The organism is Candidatus Obscuribacterales bacterium (genome assembly GCA_019744775.1).
Taxonomy (GTDB): domain Bacteria; phylum Cyanobacteriota; class Vampirovibrionia; order Obscuribacterales; family Obscuribacteraceae; genus SBAT01.
Genome location: JAIETZ010000001.1, coordinates 340,721 through 356,831 on the forward strand (window position 1 = coordinate 340,721; position 16,111 = coordinate 356,831).

At 45.7% G+C, this 16,111-nt stretch carries 12 protein-coding genes; 8 read left to right on the plus strand and 4 right to left on the minus strand.

Features of this window, described 5'->3' with window-relative positions; translation table 11 throughout:
• Positions 1-8 precede the first annotated feature (8 nt).
• Positions 9-602 carry a CDP-alcohol phosphatidyltransferase family protein gene (locus K2Y22_01405; protein MBX9877090.1) on the minus strand — a complete coding sequence of 198 codons (594 nt, stop codon included), beginning with the start codon at positions 600-602 and terminating at the stop codon, positions 9-11.
• Between the two features lie 5 nt (positions 603-607).
• Entirely contained in the window at positions 608-2,617 is a 2,010-nt protein-coding gene (gene gyrB, locus K2Y22_01410; protein MBX9877091.1) for a DNA topoisomerase (ATP-hydrolyzing) subunit B, read from the minus strand.
• Between the two features lie 282 nt (positions 2,618-2,899).
• On the opposite strand from gyrB, the gene K2Y22_01415 reads away from it, so the two are divergent.
• The 3 genes from K2Y22_01415 (at position 2,900) to K2Y22_01425 (ending at position 6,485) form a co-directional block, all read left to right on the plus strand.
• Complete coding sequence (locus K2Y22_01415; protein ID MBX9877092.1) at positions 2,900-3,829, plus strand: bifunctional riboflavin kinase/FAD synthetase; 930 nt, start codon at positions 2,900-2,902, stop codon at positions 3,827-3,829.
• On the plus strand, positions 3,820-4,974 hold the full coding sequence (gene recF, locus K2Y22_01420) for a DNA replication/repair protein RecF (protein MBX9877093.1): 1,155 nt from the start codon (positions 3,820-3,822) through the stop codon (positions 4,972-4,974). Before K2Y22_01415 ends, recF begins: the two co-directional genes overlap by 10 nt.
• Before the next feature lie 77 nt (positions 4,975-5,051).
• Positions 5,052-6,485, plus strand: coding sequence for a protein kinase (locus K2Y22_01425; GenBank protein ID MBX9877094.1), 1,434 nt, complete (start codon positions 5,052-5,054; stop codon positions 6,483-6,485).
• Between the two features lie 13 nt (positions 6,486-6,498).
• Here the strand turns inward: K2Y22_01425 and K2Y22_01430 are convergent, their stop codons facing one another.
• Positions 6,499-7,707: a trypsin-like peptidase domain-containing protein gene (locus K2Y22_01430; GenBank protein MBX9877095.1), complete on the minus strand. Its 1,209-nt coding sequence runs from the start codon at positions 7,705-7,707 to the stop codon at positions 6,499-6,501.
• Positions 7,708-7,873: 166 nt separating this feature from the next.
• Here K2Y22_01430 and K2Y22_01435 point away from each other — a divergent pair, with 166 nt between their 5' ends.
• The 5 genes from K2Y22_01435 to K2Y22_01455 all read left to right on the plus strand — a co-directional run bounded on the left by K2Y22_01435 (position 7,874) and on the right by K2Y22_01455 (position 13,337).
• On the plus strand, positions 7,874-10,024 hold the full coding sequence (locus K2Y22_01435; GenBank protein ID MBX9877096.1) for a hypothetical protein: 2,151 nt from the start codon (positions 7,874-7,876) through the stop codon (positions 10,022-10,024).
• Positions 10,025-10,048: 24 nt separating this feature from the next.
• Positions 10,049-10,462, plus strand: coding sequence for a UPF0158 family protein (locus K2Y22_01440; protein ID MBX9877097.1), 414 nt, complete (start codon positions 10,049-10,051; stop codon positions 10,460-10,462).
• Positions 10,432-11,313 (plus strand): hypothetical protein, encoded by an 882-nt coding sequence (locus K2Y22_01445; protein ID MBX9877098.1) that lies wholly within the window; start codon positions 10,432-10,434, stop codon positions 11,311-11,313. The genes K2Y22_01440 and K2Y22_01445 overlap by 31 nt, the downstream gene beginning before the upstream one ends.
• A gap of 167 nt (positions 11,314-11,480) precedes the next feature.
• A complete protein-coding gene (locus K2Y22_01450) occupies positions 11,481-12,884 on the plus strand; it encodes a hypothetical protein (protein ID MBX9877099.1) in 1,404 nt (467 codons plus the stop codon).
• A gap of 9 nt (positions 12,885-12,893) precedes the next feature.
• Complete coding sequence (locus tag K2Y22_01455; protein ID MBX9877100.1) at positions 12,894-13,337, plus strand: GatB/YqeY domain-containing protein; 444 nt, start codon at positions 12,894-12,896, stop codon at positions 13,335-13,337.
• A 376-nt stretch (positions 13,338-13,713) separates the two neighbouring features.
• Here the strand turns inward: K2Y22_01455 and ovoA are convergent, their stop codons facing one another.
• On the minus strand, positions 13,714-16,107 hold the full coding sequence (ovoA, locus tag K2Y22_01460; protein MBX9877101.1) for a 5-histidylcysteine sulfoxide synthase: 2,394 nt from the start codon (positions 16,105-16,107) through the stop codon (positions 13,714-13,716).
• Positions 16,108-16,111: the final 4 nt, after the last annotated feature.

Below are 16,111 nucleotides of genomic sequence, written 5' to 3' on the forward strand. Positions count from 1 at the left end.
TGGGTCACCTAGACTTTTAATAGAGATCTGCCTTCAATAAGTACAGGCAGTCCGCGAATAATACAAAAGACGCACGAAACATAAACAAGTGCCATGGCGATTTCCGGCACGGCAGTTGTCTCACATTTTTCCGTATGGGCGGCAATCACCAAGCAAAAGGCAGCGGCTTTAGCAATTGCATAGCTAAAGCGACTGAAATTAGACGCCACAAGAAACTTGCCTAGACCTGATTGCATCATGGTTGTTTTACCAAATGCAGTAAAGCCTTGTTCGCTTGCTACTTGTCTTATCGCATCGACAAAAGTTCCTCTAATCAAATAGAGCAGTGGCACCCAAACAGGAATCCAGGAAAGCGCAGAAAAGGCTATCCAGTAAGCCATTTCCACAGCCCTGTCGCCGACTATATCAAGCATCGCGCCAAACTTGGATGTTTGATTCAGTTTGCGCGCAAAATAACCATCAAGGCCATCACCCCAAATAACCAATGCCGTCAAAACAAAGGCTATCCACCGCCAAGTATCACCGGGCAGCCAAAGCAAGGCAAGGGTCCCCAGTGCTAAAAACACTCTGGATACTGTTATTACATTGGCTACGTTAATCACGTTTTTTAAACGTCCAGGTTGCCCACTAAGTGCGCATTACGCTCAATGAATTCACGACGCGGTCCTACAGCTTCACCCATCAAAAGGTCAAAGACGTGGTCGGCTTCAGAAGCATCTTCAATGGTTACCTTCTTCAGGGTGCGTGTTTCCGGATTCATTGTTGTATCCCAGAGCTGCTCGGGCATCATTTCGCCCAAACCTTTGAATCGCTGGATAACTGCTTTATCGCCCAACTCAGCTAAAACTGCTTCCAGTTTATGCTCGTTGTAGCAATACTCAATACGCTTACCTTTTTCTACTTTATAGAGTGGCGGCTGGGCGATGTATACATAGCCTTGCTCAACCATCGGCTTGGCATAACGGAAGAAGAATGTCAAAAGCAATGTTCGGATGTGGCTACCGTCGACATCAGCATCGGTCATGATAATCACTTTGTGATATCTGAGCTTGCCGAGATCAAGGTTTTCTGCGTTCGGACGCAAAAGACCGGAACCCTTACCACCACCATTTTCTTCGTCTTCCTTAACGGATAGTCCAAGTCCCTGAATCATCGCTTGCACTTCAGCGTTTTCGTAAATTCTTGTTGGCTGAACACGTTCAACGTTCAAGATTTTGCCGCGCAGAGGAAGAATAGCTTGGAACTGCCTATTGCGACCTTGCTTAGCAGAGCCACCGGCGGAATCACCTTCTACAAGGTAGATTTCACACTTAGCCGGATCTCTGTCTGAACAGTCGGCTAGTTTGCCCGGCAACGAGGAATTTTCCAAAGCCGACTGACGGCGAACAAGAATTTTAGCCTTGTGCGCTGCTTCGCGCGCAGTGCGCGCTTGAATGGCTTTGCCGATAATTTCCTTGCTTTGCTTCGGATTTAATTCCAGCCAATCAGAAAGGTTGTCTGTCGTCACCGATTGAGTAATACCTTGCACTTCTCGGTTGCCCAAACGTTCTTTTGTTTGACCTTCAAATTGTGGTTCAGGCACTTTGACGCTGACGATAGCCGTCAAGCCTTCGCGAACATCTTCACCGCTAAAGTTGGAATCGGATTCTTTAACAAGTCCGCTCTTCCGTGCGTAATCGTTAATGACGCGAGTGAGCGCATTGCGGAAACCGGTTAAGTGCGTGCCACCATCGTGAGTATTGATATTATTCACGAATGTATAAATGGATTCTGAGTACATATCAGTCCATTGCAACGCGCACTCGACGACAACATTGTCTTTGGCAATTTCAAAGTAAACAGGAGGTTTGTGCAATGCGGTACGAGTATCATTGAGGTATTCAACGTAACTGGCAATACCACCTTCGTAGTAGAAGGTATCGCTCTTGTCGGAGCGCTTATCGGAAAGAGTCATGCGCAGTCCCTTGTTAAGGAACGACATTTCCCTAAGACGAGTAACCAACACATCATGGTCCATGACAATTTTTGTGCGCTCGCCTTCTTCATTGACGTCATGGAAAATCTGATCGTCCGGCCAGAAGGTAACTTTGGTGCCTGTCTTATCAGTCGAGCCGATTACTTCCAGTCCGCCGGAAGCATTACCACGCTTGTATTCTTGTCTATAGACTTTGTTGTCGCGTGAAACTTCAACAACAAGACGCTCCGACAACGCGTTTACAACTGAGGCTCCAACGCCGTGCAAACCACCTGATACTTTGTAGACGCCACCGCCGAATTTGCCGCCGGCGTGCAAGACGGTAAATACTGTTTCGACACCGCTCTTGCCTGTCTTTGCTACTTTATCGACAGGGATACCGCGTCCATCGTCGGTTACGGTTACGGAGTTGTCTTCGTTGATTGTGACTTCAATGTTCTTACAAAAACCGGCAAGCGCTTCGTCAACCGAGTTGTCTACAATTTCATAGACAAGGTGGTGCAAGCCACGTGGTCCTGTCGAACCGATGTACATACCAGGACGCTTTCTGACTGCTTCCAAACCTTCCAAAACATCGATTGTAGCGGCTGTATAATCGCCACCACCTTTGCCCTTGGATTTGCTTTCTGTTTCAGCTGCCATATCTTCCACTTCTTTGGTTTTTGCCATTTGAATTTCACACTTGATTCGATAGTCAATTTATGTATTCGCTCAGGGCACATCACGCGCGTTGAGCGCAAACTGGAAACTGCCCTCAAAAAGGGTTCGTCCAGCTCACGGGGATATTTTAACACCAAATGAGTCTAAATTTGAGTCCTAGAAATAGATAGCAGAAACGATATCTACGGATATATAGCCACTGAGATACAATATTAACTTGTCTATAGGTAAAGCCGCCCGACAAGGCGCTGGAAGCCCCAATTCATGGAAGTTTTCTACGATTTTAAACCCGGCCTCATAAAGCAATCGGCACTTGCCTTGGGTTTCTTTGACGGTGTTCATCCAGGACATCAAGTAGTCATCAAAAAAGCCTTAGAAGAAGCACGCCGACTAAAAGTCACGCCGGCAATTGTCACCTTTACCGATCATCCGCGCTCACTGACAACAGGCAGCGCGCCTAAACTTCTCACACTTGTTGAACAAAGGCTGAAATTATTTGAAGAACTGGGAATCGAAGCCGCTTTAGCGCTGACCTTCCGCGAAGAGATATGCAAAATGACGCCTCAAGAATATGTGCAGAAGGTGCTTGTAGAAGCAATGGGTGCCAAGTCAATTTCTGTCGGCGTCAATCATCGTTTCGGACGCAATCGAGAAGGCAACCCGGACTTACTGGCTGAGCTGGGCAAAGTTCACGACTTTTCCGTGCACACTCAGAAGATGGTAATGGAGGACAACCTCGATGTATCCAGCTCGGTAATACGCCAGGCAATCATGGAAGGAAACGTAGAATTGGCGCAAAAACTCATGCAACGCCCGCATGCCATTCTAGCCCAAGTCGTCAGAGGCGATCAAAGAGGCAGACTGCTGGGATTCCCCACAGCCAACTTAGCTGTTTCTGCCGTGCAGGTAATTCCCAAGACAGGTGTTTATGCCGGCTTCTACAAAGACGATTCAGGCATTCATCCCTCAGTCATAAATATCGGCTATCGTCCAACTGTGACAAATGACTCGAAGCTGACAATAGAAGCGCACATTCTTGATTTCGATAAGGATATTTACGACAAGGAAGTTGCCTTTGAGTTTTGTCACCGCTTACGTGACGAAATGAAGTTTAATGGAATTGAAGAGCTTAAGGCTCAGATACAGGCTGACTGTCAAAAGGCACGTCAATTACTCACAACTCAATGCAAGTAAAAGAAGTCACCCTAAATAATTACCGCAACTACAAACAAGTAGAAGTTCAACTTGCCCCCGGCAAGAACATACTTATCGGTGACAATGCGCAAGGCAAAAGCAACTTCCTGGAAGCAATAGAAGTTTCCTCTCGCGGCAAATCCGCGCGAACAAGTGATGACTTTGAACTAATTGCCTGGAAAAAATCGCCCATGCAATTAAAAGTCGTCTTTGAGCGCGGCGGCTATGACGAGGAAATTGCCATTAGCCTAAACAGGCCGGATACGGCAAGCCGTTTGGAAAAGCGCGTCACAATTAACGGAGTCAAGCCTCCTTCAACAAAAGCACTTTTCGGCAAACTTGTAAGCGTGACATTTTCCACGCAAGACTTGTCCATGCTGCGTGACGGTCCCAAATTTCGCCGTGATTGGATTGACACCATTCTCTTCAGCCTGACGCCCAGCTATCAGGACACTTTGAGTAATTATCAAAAGGTAGTCACTCAGCGCAACAGACTGCTTAAGACAATATTTGAAAAAGGCCGTGTCACAGTTTCCGATCAAGATCAATTAATTGTTTGGGACAAGCAGTTAGCTCACTATGGCTCAACTATTATTAGAAGCCGCATAAAGCTTTTAAAAGAACTTTTGCCTCTAGCAGAAAAATACCAGTCACACCTGTCAAAAGAAAGTGAGCTGCTCACAGCCGATTATCTTTCTACGGCTGCTTCTTTTGATGAGTCAAGTGAAGCAGAAATTGCCGATACGTTAATGACTATCTTGAAAAAATGCCGGGCAGAAGAAATTGCCCGCAAGCAAACGGTTGTAGGCCCGCACAGAGACGATATTACATTCAACTTGAACGGCGCGTCAGCCCTTGCCTTTGCCAGCCAAGGACAACAACGAAGCCTCGTGCTTTCCCTTAAACTAGCTGAATTGGATTTGATCAAAAACAAACTAAACGAGTCTCCGGTGCTTTTACTCGATGATGTCCTGGCAGAATTAGACGTTGACCGCCAGGGACTCTTAATGTCGGCGCTTAATGGCGATATGCAGACAATAATTACCACGACCCACTTGTCTAAATTTGAGCCGGAATGGCTTAATGAAGCCAATATCTTCTCTGTTACAGCCGGTCAAGTCGAGAAAGCCCAGGCGATAGTTTAATACGCTGCTCGGGTAAAACCAAGGTAGTTAAAAAGAACCCGATAAGGTAAGATTATCGGCCCTAAAGGGTGTCTTAAGTGCTGGAAGACTTACAAGGACAGTTGACGAAGCGCTGCGTCACTTGCGATCGCAAGTTCAGTGACACGCACGCCAATTGCCCTTCTGACGGCACGGTCCTTATCCCTATAGCCCAGGACCCCTGGGTAGGCAAAAAGCTCACCGAGCACTATGAAGTCTTATCCTTAGTCGGTCATGGTGGCATGGGCGTTGTCTACAAAGCCAAACACGACTTGATGGAAAGATATGTCGCCATCAAAATGCTTTTGGCCCAGCACATAACTGACTCTCAAAGCGTTCGCCGCTTTCAGCATGAAGCAAAAGCAGCCAGCAAGTTAAGTCATCCAAACATCATTACCCTCTATGACTATGGTGTGTCGCCAACCGGTCAACCCTACTTGGTTATGGATTACCTGGAAGGCATAAGTCTTGCCGACATAATAAAGTCCGACGGGCAAATCGGCTGTGAGCGCGGCGTAAAAATCTTTTTGCAGGTTTGCGATGCCCTTGAACACGCTCACAATCAAAAACTTGTGCACCGTGACTTAAAACCGGGCAACGTAATGCTCATCAACAACGAAGACTTGAAAGACTTTGTCAAAGTAGTTGATTTTGGCGTTTCCAAAATAATGGGCAGCGACGAAGCGCAAAGACTTACGCAAACAGGAGAAATTTGCGGCAGCCCCGTATACATGAGTCCTGAGCAGTGCGAGGGCAAAAAACTTGATCCTCGCTCGGATGTTTATTCAATGGGAGTGCTCATGTATGAAGCGCTTACCGGCGAATTGCCTCTTATGGGCAAGACTATGGTTGAAACCATGTCCAAACATTTGGGCGAAAAGCCTCCTCGTTTTGCTTCCGTTAGAGAAGATCTCTACATACCGGAAAGACTGGAAAATGTAGTCTTTCACTGCCTGGAGAAAAACCCCGCCGACCGACCGCAATCAATGGCTGCCCTCAAGGAAGAATTGATCTACTCAATTCCGCAGACAAGACCACCAGGCGAAGAACCACCATCTGTCAGAGACACACCAAGGCTAACTTACGCAATGAGCAAGCCCATTGGAAAAGGTCGCTACATAACCATCTACATTCTTCTTGCGTTGGTTCTTATGGCACTTTGTTTTGCCATTGCACGCTACCAACAAATAAAGCCTCAGAAGAAGCCTACGGTCGCAGCTCCTTTAGTGAAACCTTCTGCGGTCAAGCCAACGGTTGAAAAACCTCCTGCTGCGCCGCCTGAAGTTGTCGCGCCGCCCAAGACCGAAGCGCCAAAGACAGAAATACCCAAGATCGAAGCACCTAAGGCCGAAGCACCCAAGCCGATTAAAACAGCTCGACTAAAAATCAAATCCCCGGTAGCCAAATCCAAAATTAAAAAGCCGGCAGCTAAGCCGGCTGATCCCTGGGGCAACCTGGAATTAGAAAGCAGTGGTCGCAAGTACGCCGATTGATTTACTTTCTCTTTTATTCTTCTTGGTCAGACTGCGTTGGACCTTCAGATGGGTAATCGCCAACCTTTACATTGGCAGGAATTAGTTTTCCGCTTCGTAAAATGAGCATGTTTACTGATTCGCCTACTTTGTGCGCGCGAACTAGACCCTGTACTTCCTTAGATGTTTTAACAGACTGCCCATCAACGCGTTCAATCAGATCACCTTGCTGCAACCCTGCTTGATCAGCAGGTGAATTTGTTGCCACTTGAGCAACAACTACTCCTTGCGCACCGTTTGACAGACCGAGAGAGCGAGCCAATTTTTCATCGAGCTCTTGCATATAGACACCTATATAAGGTCTTTGAATACTGCCTCCTGCCAGAAGTTGGCTTATCACGTCCTTAGCACTGTCGATGGGAATGGCAAAACCAATGTTTTGCGCATCACTGCGAATAGCCGTGTTGATACCAATAACTTCTCCATGAATATTAAGCAATGGGCCACCTGAATTGCCTGGGTTAATGGCGGCATCGGTTTGAATAAGTTCAACATTGTTATTTAAGTCGGCAAGTGAGCGACCAAGAGCCGAAACAATTCCTAATGTCACCGTATGATCCAGTCCCAACGGACTGCCTATGGCAATAGCCCAATCGCCCGGACGCAATGCTTTACTGGAACCAAAGCGCGCAACCGGCAAATCTTGAGCGTCAATTTTAACAAGAGCCAGATCGGTGAAACTATCGCGCCCTACAACTTTGCCTTTAAAGACTTGTTTATCATTAAGCGTCACCTTAATAGCGGTTGCATTTTTTACAACGTGATTATTAGTCAGAATATAACCGTCCTTGCGCACGATCACACCAGAACCTGATCCGCGACTTTCAAAACGTCTGGGTTCCTGGGGCAAACCCTGAAATCCCGGTCCAAAGAAAAATTCAAAATTGCCGAAGCCGCGCCCATTATGAAAAACATCACGCGGCATGGACACAGACATTTGCGTATCGATATTAACGACACTGGGAGCAGCTGACTCAGCGATATCAGCAATGGCGTTGTCACCAATTTTAAGTGTGATAGCCGGTCCGCCTGATTCAGTAACTGTTGCCGATACTTTTGGCGCAGTATTTTTGACACTCTTATTAGGCAAAATAAAATAGCCCAAGCCGATGCCGATTATGAGCGTTAAAAGCACTGTGATAAACCACAAGATAGGACCATTCGATTTGTCAGTCTTATCCATTTCTGTGTTTTCTCCTTAAGACCCGCGGCCGTATAAAAGCCCATCATAGCAATGCTGACAATTTTCAGCATGGCTTTTATAACTTAATGCAAAACCTATTCTTGACATTAACAAAAGACTCAACATTTAGCGCACATATATAATTGCCCTGAACTTGAGGTGAACCATGTCCGGCATACTGAAAATCCTGAACTCGAAAAAACTGGCAATTTGTCTTGTGACACTAGCCTGTTTAGCCCTTTACTTGCCTTTTCTAAATGCGCCGGCACATTTAGACGACCAGTTTCTAATTAACTGGCTCACTCATCTGAAAGATGACGGCTCGGCATTTATGCAATGGGCAGGACCTGATAAGCCTGACGCCTGGGGCCCGTTTATGCACTTTTGGTTTTTCGCCAAAGCTGTCTTTATCAAAAAATCAATTTGGCTGTGGCGTTTTACCGGACTGCTAATACATGTCCTGGCAAGTCTTAGCGTCTATTTAATTGTCAAACGAATAACGAAGGAAAATTCCACACTAGTAGCTATATCGGCCGCACTTTTATTTGCTGTTTATCCTCTGCATCCGGAAGCTGTCTTCTGGATAAGCGGCAAGGCTTCTGAATTAAGTGCTCTGTTTTTCCTCATCTCCACCTATGCTTTTTTGAGAGGGAAGGAAAACAAAATATGGTTGGCAGGCGCGCTTCTCCTCTTAATTTTAGGCTTCACCGCGCAGGCTTATTTTGCCGTTTCCAGCCATGTCTTTTCGTTCAGCGAGTGGTATCAATTACTGCGCAATTTATTTTTCCCGATAAACAATGAAATTGTGCCGAAGTATCCACGCGAATACCGCTTTATGTATTTCCTTATTGCACCGGCACTTGTAGGATTTGTCGCAGCTATTTGGAAAAACAAACGATTCGGCATATATGCACTTATAACATTCATTGTGCTTGTAGTTCTTGTTTTGCCCTATGTAGGTGTTGCTGCCGACCTGCGCAACCTATACGGCAGCCGCTGGCTTTACCTGGCGTCTTTTCCTGCTTGCTTGCTCCTAACCTATATCCTCACAAGCTTTACTTTTATCGCAAAGAAATTTCAGCCCGTGACAGTGACAGTAAGCTCCATCTTTGTTCTCTTGCTTGTCCTATTCTTTTGCCGCCTGACCTGGCAACAAAACTCTTCTTACAGAGCCAATACTCACGTATTGCAAAGCATTCAAAAATCAGTGCAAGTAGTTGTTGCCAAAGAGGGTTCACCCTACGTATTCATCAGGGATTTACCTAGAAATGTATCTGTCGTACCTGCACCGGAAGAATATTCTGTTGCCGCACTTGATGGACAATCAGAATTACTGTCAGCCTGGGTTGTACCTTCTGAAAGACTCAAGCGCAGCCTGCAAGAAGGAAAAAACATTGGCTCAAGTTTGCGCTGGGACAAAGATTTTCTAAGTCTTGTCGGATTCGACTTAACACCTGACAAAAATAGCCTGCAAGAACTCGATGGCCCATCAATTGTGGCGCGCATGATGCCCGGACTAATCTTTTACCGCACAGCTTCTTATGACGAACCAAATAAATTGCTTGTTTTAGAATCCAATTCCACAGTAAGCGGACCTGCCGTAAGGTTGTCTGCAGACGGTCTGAGTCCAATAGACAGCGATGTATTTTACATAGAAGCACGCATCAATGCGCCTGCTGTTTCAGCCAATCAAGAAGTAGAACTTTATTGGACAACAAGATTATTAGATGACTACAACCGACAAGACAGACGGAGTTTTACCCAGGCTTTTACAAATGACGGGCAGTTTCATCGTTACTATCTGCCTTTGAGCGCAGCAGGCTATTTTACTAACGGCACCATAGCAGCTCTCACGCTAGGTTTTCCAGCAGGATCCAAAGTTTGGATTAAGAATATTGGTGTGACCACAACAGAAAAGCTGAAGGCTCAATTGTCCATTGATCCGCTATCTATCAAGCCTGGAGCCGACTTTGTAAGCCCCTATTATAAATATCCGCAAACTGCTGAATTAGGCTTAGTGCAAATTGGTCCGCAAGACGACCTTGTCCTCAATTACTCTGTATCAAACATTGAAGGAGCAACGGGAGCCATAGTTGAAATATCTCAACCCAATGAATTTTTCCAAAACCCCAACGGCAATAAATTATCAGCCGCCTGCTTTAAGCAAATCCCTGTTAGCGGGTTAGAGGGCAAATGGACGCTCAAAAGAAGCGACCTTAAGTCCTCTGGTGTTTACAGTATTCGCTTGATTGCCACAGCCGCCAATAACCTACCGGCAGGCAATTTTTCAGACTCTATTAACTGCCTTGCCAGATAGTTACTAGGCTTGTATTCTCGAGACATGCAACCTGAAATCGACATGAAATATCTCATCTTTGCCTGGCAAGATGAATCACCGGATCACAATTACTACCTGGATATTGAGCTAGGCAGCGTGCAATTCTTGCAACGCGACTTAAAAGACTTGCGGGACCTAACTGATGAGTTGGAAACACATAGCCGACGATTTTTATATCTGCCCAAGCCCAAATTGTCCGAATTAAAAGCCGACATTTCCGATTTTATTGAAACCATGAGCGATACACACTTAAAAAACATCGCTACAATAGCTTTTGAGAGCCCGGATCTTTCAGGAGCCTTTAAGAAGATTCTTGCAAGCAATAAAGACGAACTTAACCGCTGGCTGGAATTTCGAGACAACCGCGTAAGGGAGCGCATTGAAGAGTGGTTAAAAGCAAATTTCGTACAAACGTAATTCTTCTTGTAGGAATGCTGGCAACACTACTAACCGGTTGTGGCGACCTATCGCAGCTGACAGGCGGTCTATTAGGAGGCAATAAAGAGCCGCTGACAGGCGAATGGACTATGGGTTATCAAAACAATGATCAGGTAACAAAGGCCAAAGTCCGCTTGAAGCAGAAAGGCGAAAAGTTTGTCGGCGTCGGACAAGAAGAGCAAGGTCGCAAATTTAAAATCCTCGACGGCTCTATTAATAAAGACGGGCAACTCACCTTCAATAAAGCATACGTTGATCAAAAACCTAGTGAGGTCAATCTGGTTGTCACCTACACAGGCGTAATGCAAATGCTCAACGATCCTGATTACAAAGGACCTTATTTAACTGGTCAATACCAATCAGTCTCGCAAGCAGGAACTCTTTCAGGCGAATGGGAAGCACAACTGACAAATGCACCCAAGGGCGATGCCGCACCGACACCACCTGCCGAGCCCACGCAACAACAAGCACCAGACAGCACCATATCTGATACCAAAGCGCCGGACTTATCCGGCAAATGGAATATTGCTTTCCGCCACAATTTCAAGATTATTAAGTCGACAATGTTCATTGAACAAGACGGAGACAAATTGCATGGACATGGTGTCGATACCAATACCAATGAAAGATTTGTCATAGAAAAGGGCTGGTATAACTTTCCTAAAGTTACGATCGTTAGGAAATATACAAAAGGTAAGGATGCGGCAAGCACGCGCTCCTGGACCTACAAGGGCGAGGTTTCTATTGTTAAGGATGCCGATTATCAAGGCCCTTACATGAAAGGCGAATTTCAGGGTGGCGGCGACTGGGAAGGCCAACAAGTCAAGTGACAGTTTCCAAGAGAAGCGCTGAGAAACCTTTTAGGTCACGCCAAGATCCTGCCATTTGATATCTGCTAACCTAGTTCGGCTGTCAGTAACTACTGGCATCACACAGATGCATGGCTATTGCCTACAGCCAATGCGAGTCATGGATTTTCTTTGGATTTTCAATACATATGCCTTCGGTATCTCGTGCTTTTTTAGCAGTCTCACTTATCTTGTCAGCTTATTTGCCACTGCCGGCTCAATCTGCCGATCCGGCACCGGATGAAAACGGCAATATGCGCATGAGCGGTTTGCTCATGCCTGTTTTTGATCAGCTGGAAGAAGAAAAGACATTACAGACGGCTCAAGCAACACAATCAACGCAAATTAACGACGAAATAGAAGATGTAAACGAAGCAAGTTGTGTCTTCAACTTGCGCGCTATGAAATCTGAGGGTGATTCTCGTTGGTCACTGCCTATTTATGGTCAGTTAAGCAAAGCAACATCGCTTATTCGCACAGCCAAGCGCGTCATTTTAAATGAACCAGCCAAGCAGGAAATTCCGCAACTGGAAATAGGCATATCTCTTTCAGATCAACACACAAAGATAAGCCAGAGTATCGACAACTTACTTGACTGTGCACTCAACAATGACGATAAGACAAGTTCGCTAAATAAGGCTGTCTATCACTACAACAAGCCTTTGCAAAAGGCTTTTGCCGAAGTAAAAGACGGTGCTGACTACTTAGTGCCTTATCGCGGCTTTGGACCGTCTGCTGAAGCCGGCAACATCATCCTTGGTGAGAAGATAAAAGTTAAAAGCCGCGCATCGGCCGAATACGCCAAGCAAAAGCATATCGATGAAAAACATTTGGAAGTAGTAAGCAACATCTCACAAATTGCTATGGGGCTGGGCATGTCCGACAAAGTACGCGGCGCCCAAGTTGTTGAATCCGGAAAGACTTCCCTTGTTGCTTTGGTCGGGCAAGATGAAGCCGACAAGACAATTGCCATGCTCAAGAGTTGGGCAAAAGACATAGATGTGCCTCAAGAAGTATTTGCGCAAGGTCCATGGGACGTACAGGCTCGTCAGGAAAAACTAAAAACTGTTGTCTCGACATCACTAGATAATGATCCTGTTGTCGGCGAAATTAAACGCCGCCTGCACAAATACAATCAGAAAAGCAAATTCTCCATGGTAACTTCGCAAGTTGTGCAGACGACTCTAGGTGTTGCTGCCATGACGCCGACATTTATTGGTCCGGCGGCAAAAGTAGCCTTGCTTTCTTTTGTCATGGCCACAGGCGGTCCTGAGTCTTGCAAGCTAATGAAAGAGCTTTACTTGGACAAGCGCTTTGAAAGCCGCTGCCAGGTCACAACAGAAGAAGCGCATTTGGCAGTGGAAAACTATCACATTGCAGTGCTCACAAAAAATCCTGTCTTGTTGGCATTTTCTGAATCCATGATTGCCGATATGGCAGGGCGTGCCTCAGTCAAGAAAGTCCTTGGCTTGGAAGTACTGGCTTACGCAACTGAAGTCAGTCCGGATAAAGGTCCGGAAATAGTACAATCATCAGCAGTCAAAACCCAATAGAGTCAAGATATGAGTCTTAAAGAACAAATTTCCAGCGATCTAAAACAAGCAATGAAGGATCGCGACCAGTTGCGTATAGACACATTGCGCTCGATTCTTTCAGCCTTTACCTATAAAAGAGTGGAAACGGGCAAAGAAGAGTTAACAGCAGATGAAGAATTGGCTGTCGTCGCCAAGCAAGTAAAGCAGCGTACTGATGCCATTACCGAATTTTCCAAAGCGCAAAGGGCAGATTTGCTCGAAAAAGAGCAGAAGGAAAAGGACATCTTGGTGAAATATCTACCTGCTCAAAAATCCGACGCTGAAATTAGAGAAATAGTACGCGGAATAATTTCGGCAATACCTGAAGGCGAGCGCAATCAAGGCAATGCCATGAAACTAGTCATGCCGCAATTAAAAGGTCTTGCCGACGGCAATTTGGTCAGACAAATAGTAACTGAAGAACTTTCTTAGTCGCGCAAGCGCACAGCGAAAGCCTACATCAGATCGGTGCAAAGATATGAGCCGCCTTTTTGCACTCTTTTAGGTGTGTTAGGTTCATCGGGATCAAGACTTGTTTGAGAACCTTGAGGATTTTTTGCCACAACACCTCTGAATTGCCAGTAAGCCATAGCCATTGGGCTTAAAATTGGCTATAGGAGAACTTGTCACAAAGCCATCTTTAATTGTCTTGCAGCCTGTAGCTTTAACAAAGCGCGAGAACTCGTGACTAGTTACTTCCGTTCCGGTAAAGACTTCTCGTTTGCTCCCATCGTAAACAAGCCGGGCTTAAGCCAAATCATGTCCGAATCTGTCCCAGCTAGAAAACGTATGCAACACAGCAACAACTTCATTTGCGACGCCAAATGGTTGCCAGAGACACAATGTATTGATACTTTCTCTTGTGCTCTCGTATTAGAAGCGGCATGTCTTCTCTATGCACAAGTTCAAAATTTTCTGAGAGCGCTTCTTTTAATGCTTCTTCTGAAAGCTTGGCGTCGCCCTTCTCATCGTAATAGCCACCCAACCAGACATCTTTCGGTGTAAATTGCTCCATCCATGTAAATGGAGTTGTGAGCATAAGCAGTCCGCCTTTGCGCACAACTGCAAGTTCGCCTGCCATGCGCGAAAGCAAAGCACTTGGGCTAGGCAGACGACAAAGGACATTAGCTATGAGAACAGCATCAAAGTCAACATATTCAGGCGGCAAAGAGCAGGCATCCGCACGCCTGAAATTGATATTACGAACCTTGTCTTTTTCTACTTGGGCAGTTCTTTGTTCATATAGCTCGCCCTCTGCCAGCACGCGATAAGCGTAATGCCCCTCACTCTGCAGAATTTTTGCAGTGTCAATAAAGGCTTCGCTTAAATCAATTGCCTCGACATGTTTAAAACTGCGAGCCAAAGCAAATGCCGAACCGCCAACTGCACAACCAATGTCTAAGACCTTGTCGTGAGAAATAGCCAACTTGTCAGTCCACGTCGCTAAAAGGTCAGCACAACGTTTTGGGAAATTCAAAGCTGTCTTAGGTCCTAGTCCAAACGGCATTTGGTCATCATCGTCTCCAAAATGCAAGAGCATGTATTGATCAACAAGCATCTGTGTTTCATATTGGCTGGAAACCGTATTGGCATTTTCAACATGCTGCACTGAACCGTCGTCGCCATCCGGACAATATGCAAGACGGAATCCCGCGTGCTGGAAAAAGTGCGGGCGAAAATGAAAACGCGCCCAAGGCGTATCTTCATCACCCAGGCTGACAAAGGAGCCACCCATGATCATCTTATGCTCACCATCAAAGCAAGGCGTGCTGAAATCATCGTAATAACGATGCACCTTGAAGCCAGGCAATGGATTGAAATCGTCTTCCAGCCATTGCCAGACATTACCAAAAACATCACTACAAGCAAGTCCAAAAGCATCAAGCGCATTAACGGATGACTCTGAGCCGTAATGCAAATTGGTGTTGTGTAACGGAGCAATTGCTAAATGCTCATCTTTGTCATCAATACCTACAAGCTCACGCAAACGATGATGTTCGGCTTCAGTTATTAGCCTATAAGGCACTTTCGTTTTGTCCTTTAGTCCAAGCCAATTGGCATAAGCATGCGCCTCGTGGTAATTGACTATTGCCGGCCATGACCATTGCATAGGCACAAGCTCAAATATTGTGCGCAAGAGATAATCATGTGAACCTGATGGACCATTTTGATACCAAAAGGTCGGCCACTTGGCGTTGCGAAAAACACGCCACTGCCAGCCTTCTGCCGACCAGTATTGTTCATCGGTATAGCCACCATCGGCAACGAATTGCCAGAATTCTCCATTGCTTATTAGATGCTTGGTTGCCTTAAATTGGTGGACGTTGACACTGCGCTTACCATACTCGTTGTCCCAACCATAAGTCGGCCAATCTTTCGGCTTACCGATGTCGACTGAAGCAAAGGGCACATCAATAAATTCATTTGCCGGAAATTGTCTTTCGTAGCCTTCAGCCTCATAACTTTCATGAAAGTCGGGCCACTGCTGAGGTTTATGCACGAGATGCACAGGCAATTCTCTAACTAGAACAGATGAAGTCTCAAAATGAATGCGCTCATGTTCAAAGCCCATAAATAATGCCCACAATGGACTATCTTGATTAATCAAGTCATGACCTGGATTTAGCCCTTCATTTGTTGCAATGACATGCACAACCGTCTTATAGACTTCTTTTCTGTATTGCCACATTTGATCAATTGAAGGCCATTCAATTTCATTTTTAGACATGTCGTCCCACGACATCTCATCAACACCTGTTTCAAACAGTCTTTCGTAGTAGGAGTTAATAGGCTCAGCGATTAGACCGCTTACTTGCAATTTGTTTATATAAAGTGAGGCAGGATGCCCATAATAAAACACCAGCGGATGTCTGAGCCCATGATACGGCGGTCTGTAGAAAGCCTCTTCTCCTAATAGTGATGAAAAGAGCACTTCTGTCAGTGTCCAACCATTATCGAAGTAATCGAGTACTTCTTGTCTTGTGCAAGTTTTCAAATTAGGAATAGGCAGCGCCTTCATTTTGCCATTGGGACAAACTCCCGGACACTGGCCAAAAAGAGGTGGCTTGCCTGTCCACCAGCTTTCTTGACGTGGATAATTCAAATCAATTACAGACTTACCCAAATTAAGCTGCCAGCCCTGTGAGCTGTCTTCGACAGATTTACTCAAAAGCCCTAAATTTGGATTTCTACTTAAGCTCATTAGC

Excerpts from the sequence above, each read along its gene's own strand:
- ovoA (MBX9877101.1), bottom strand. The coding sequence starts at position 16,107 with ATGAGCTTAAGTAGAAATCCAAATTTAGGGCTTTTGAGTAAATCTGTC.
- K2Y22_01415 (MBX9877092.1), top strand. The coding sequence starts at position 2,900 with ATGGAAGTTTTCTACGATTTTAAACCCGGCCTCATAAAGCAATCGGCA.
- K2Y22_01450 (MBX9877099.1), top strand. The coding sequence starts at position 11,481 with ATGCCTTCGGTATCTCGTGCTTTTTTAGCAGTCTCACTTATCTTGTCA.
- recF (MBX9877093.1), top strand. The coding sequence starts at position 3,820 with ATGCAAGTAAAAGAAGTCACCCTAAATAATTACCGCAACTACAAACAA.
- K2Y22_01440 (MBX9877097.1), top strand. The coding sequence starts at position 10,049 with ATGCAACCTGAAATCGACATGAAATATCTCATCTTTGCCTGGCAAGAT.
- K2Y22_01435 (MBX9877096.1), top strand. The coding sequence starts at position 7,874 with ATGTCCGGCATACTGAAAATCCTGAACTCGAAAAAACTGGCAATTTGT.
- K2Y22_01455 (MBX9877100.1), top strand. The coding sequence starts at position 12,894 with ATGAGTCTTAAAGAACAAATTTCCAGCGATCTAAAACAAGCAATGAAG.
- K2Y22_01430 (MBX9877095.1), bottom strand. The coding sequence starts at position 7,707 with ATGGATAAGACTGACAAATCGAATGGTCCTATCTTGTGGTTTATCACA.
- gyrB (MBX9877091.1), bottom strand. The coding sequence starts at position 2,617 with ATGGCAGCTGAAACAGAAAGCAAATCCAAGGGCAAAGGTGGTGGCGAT.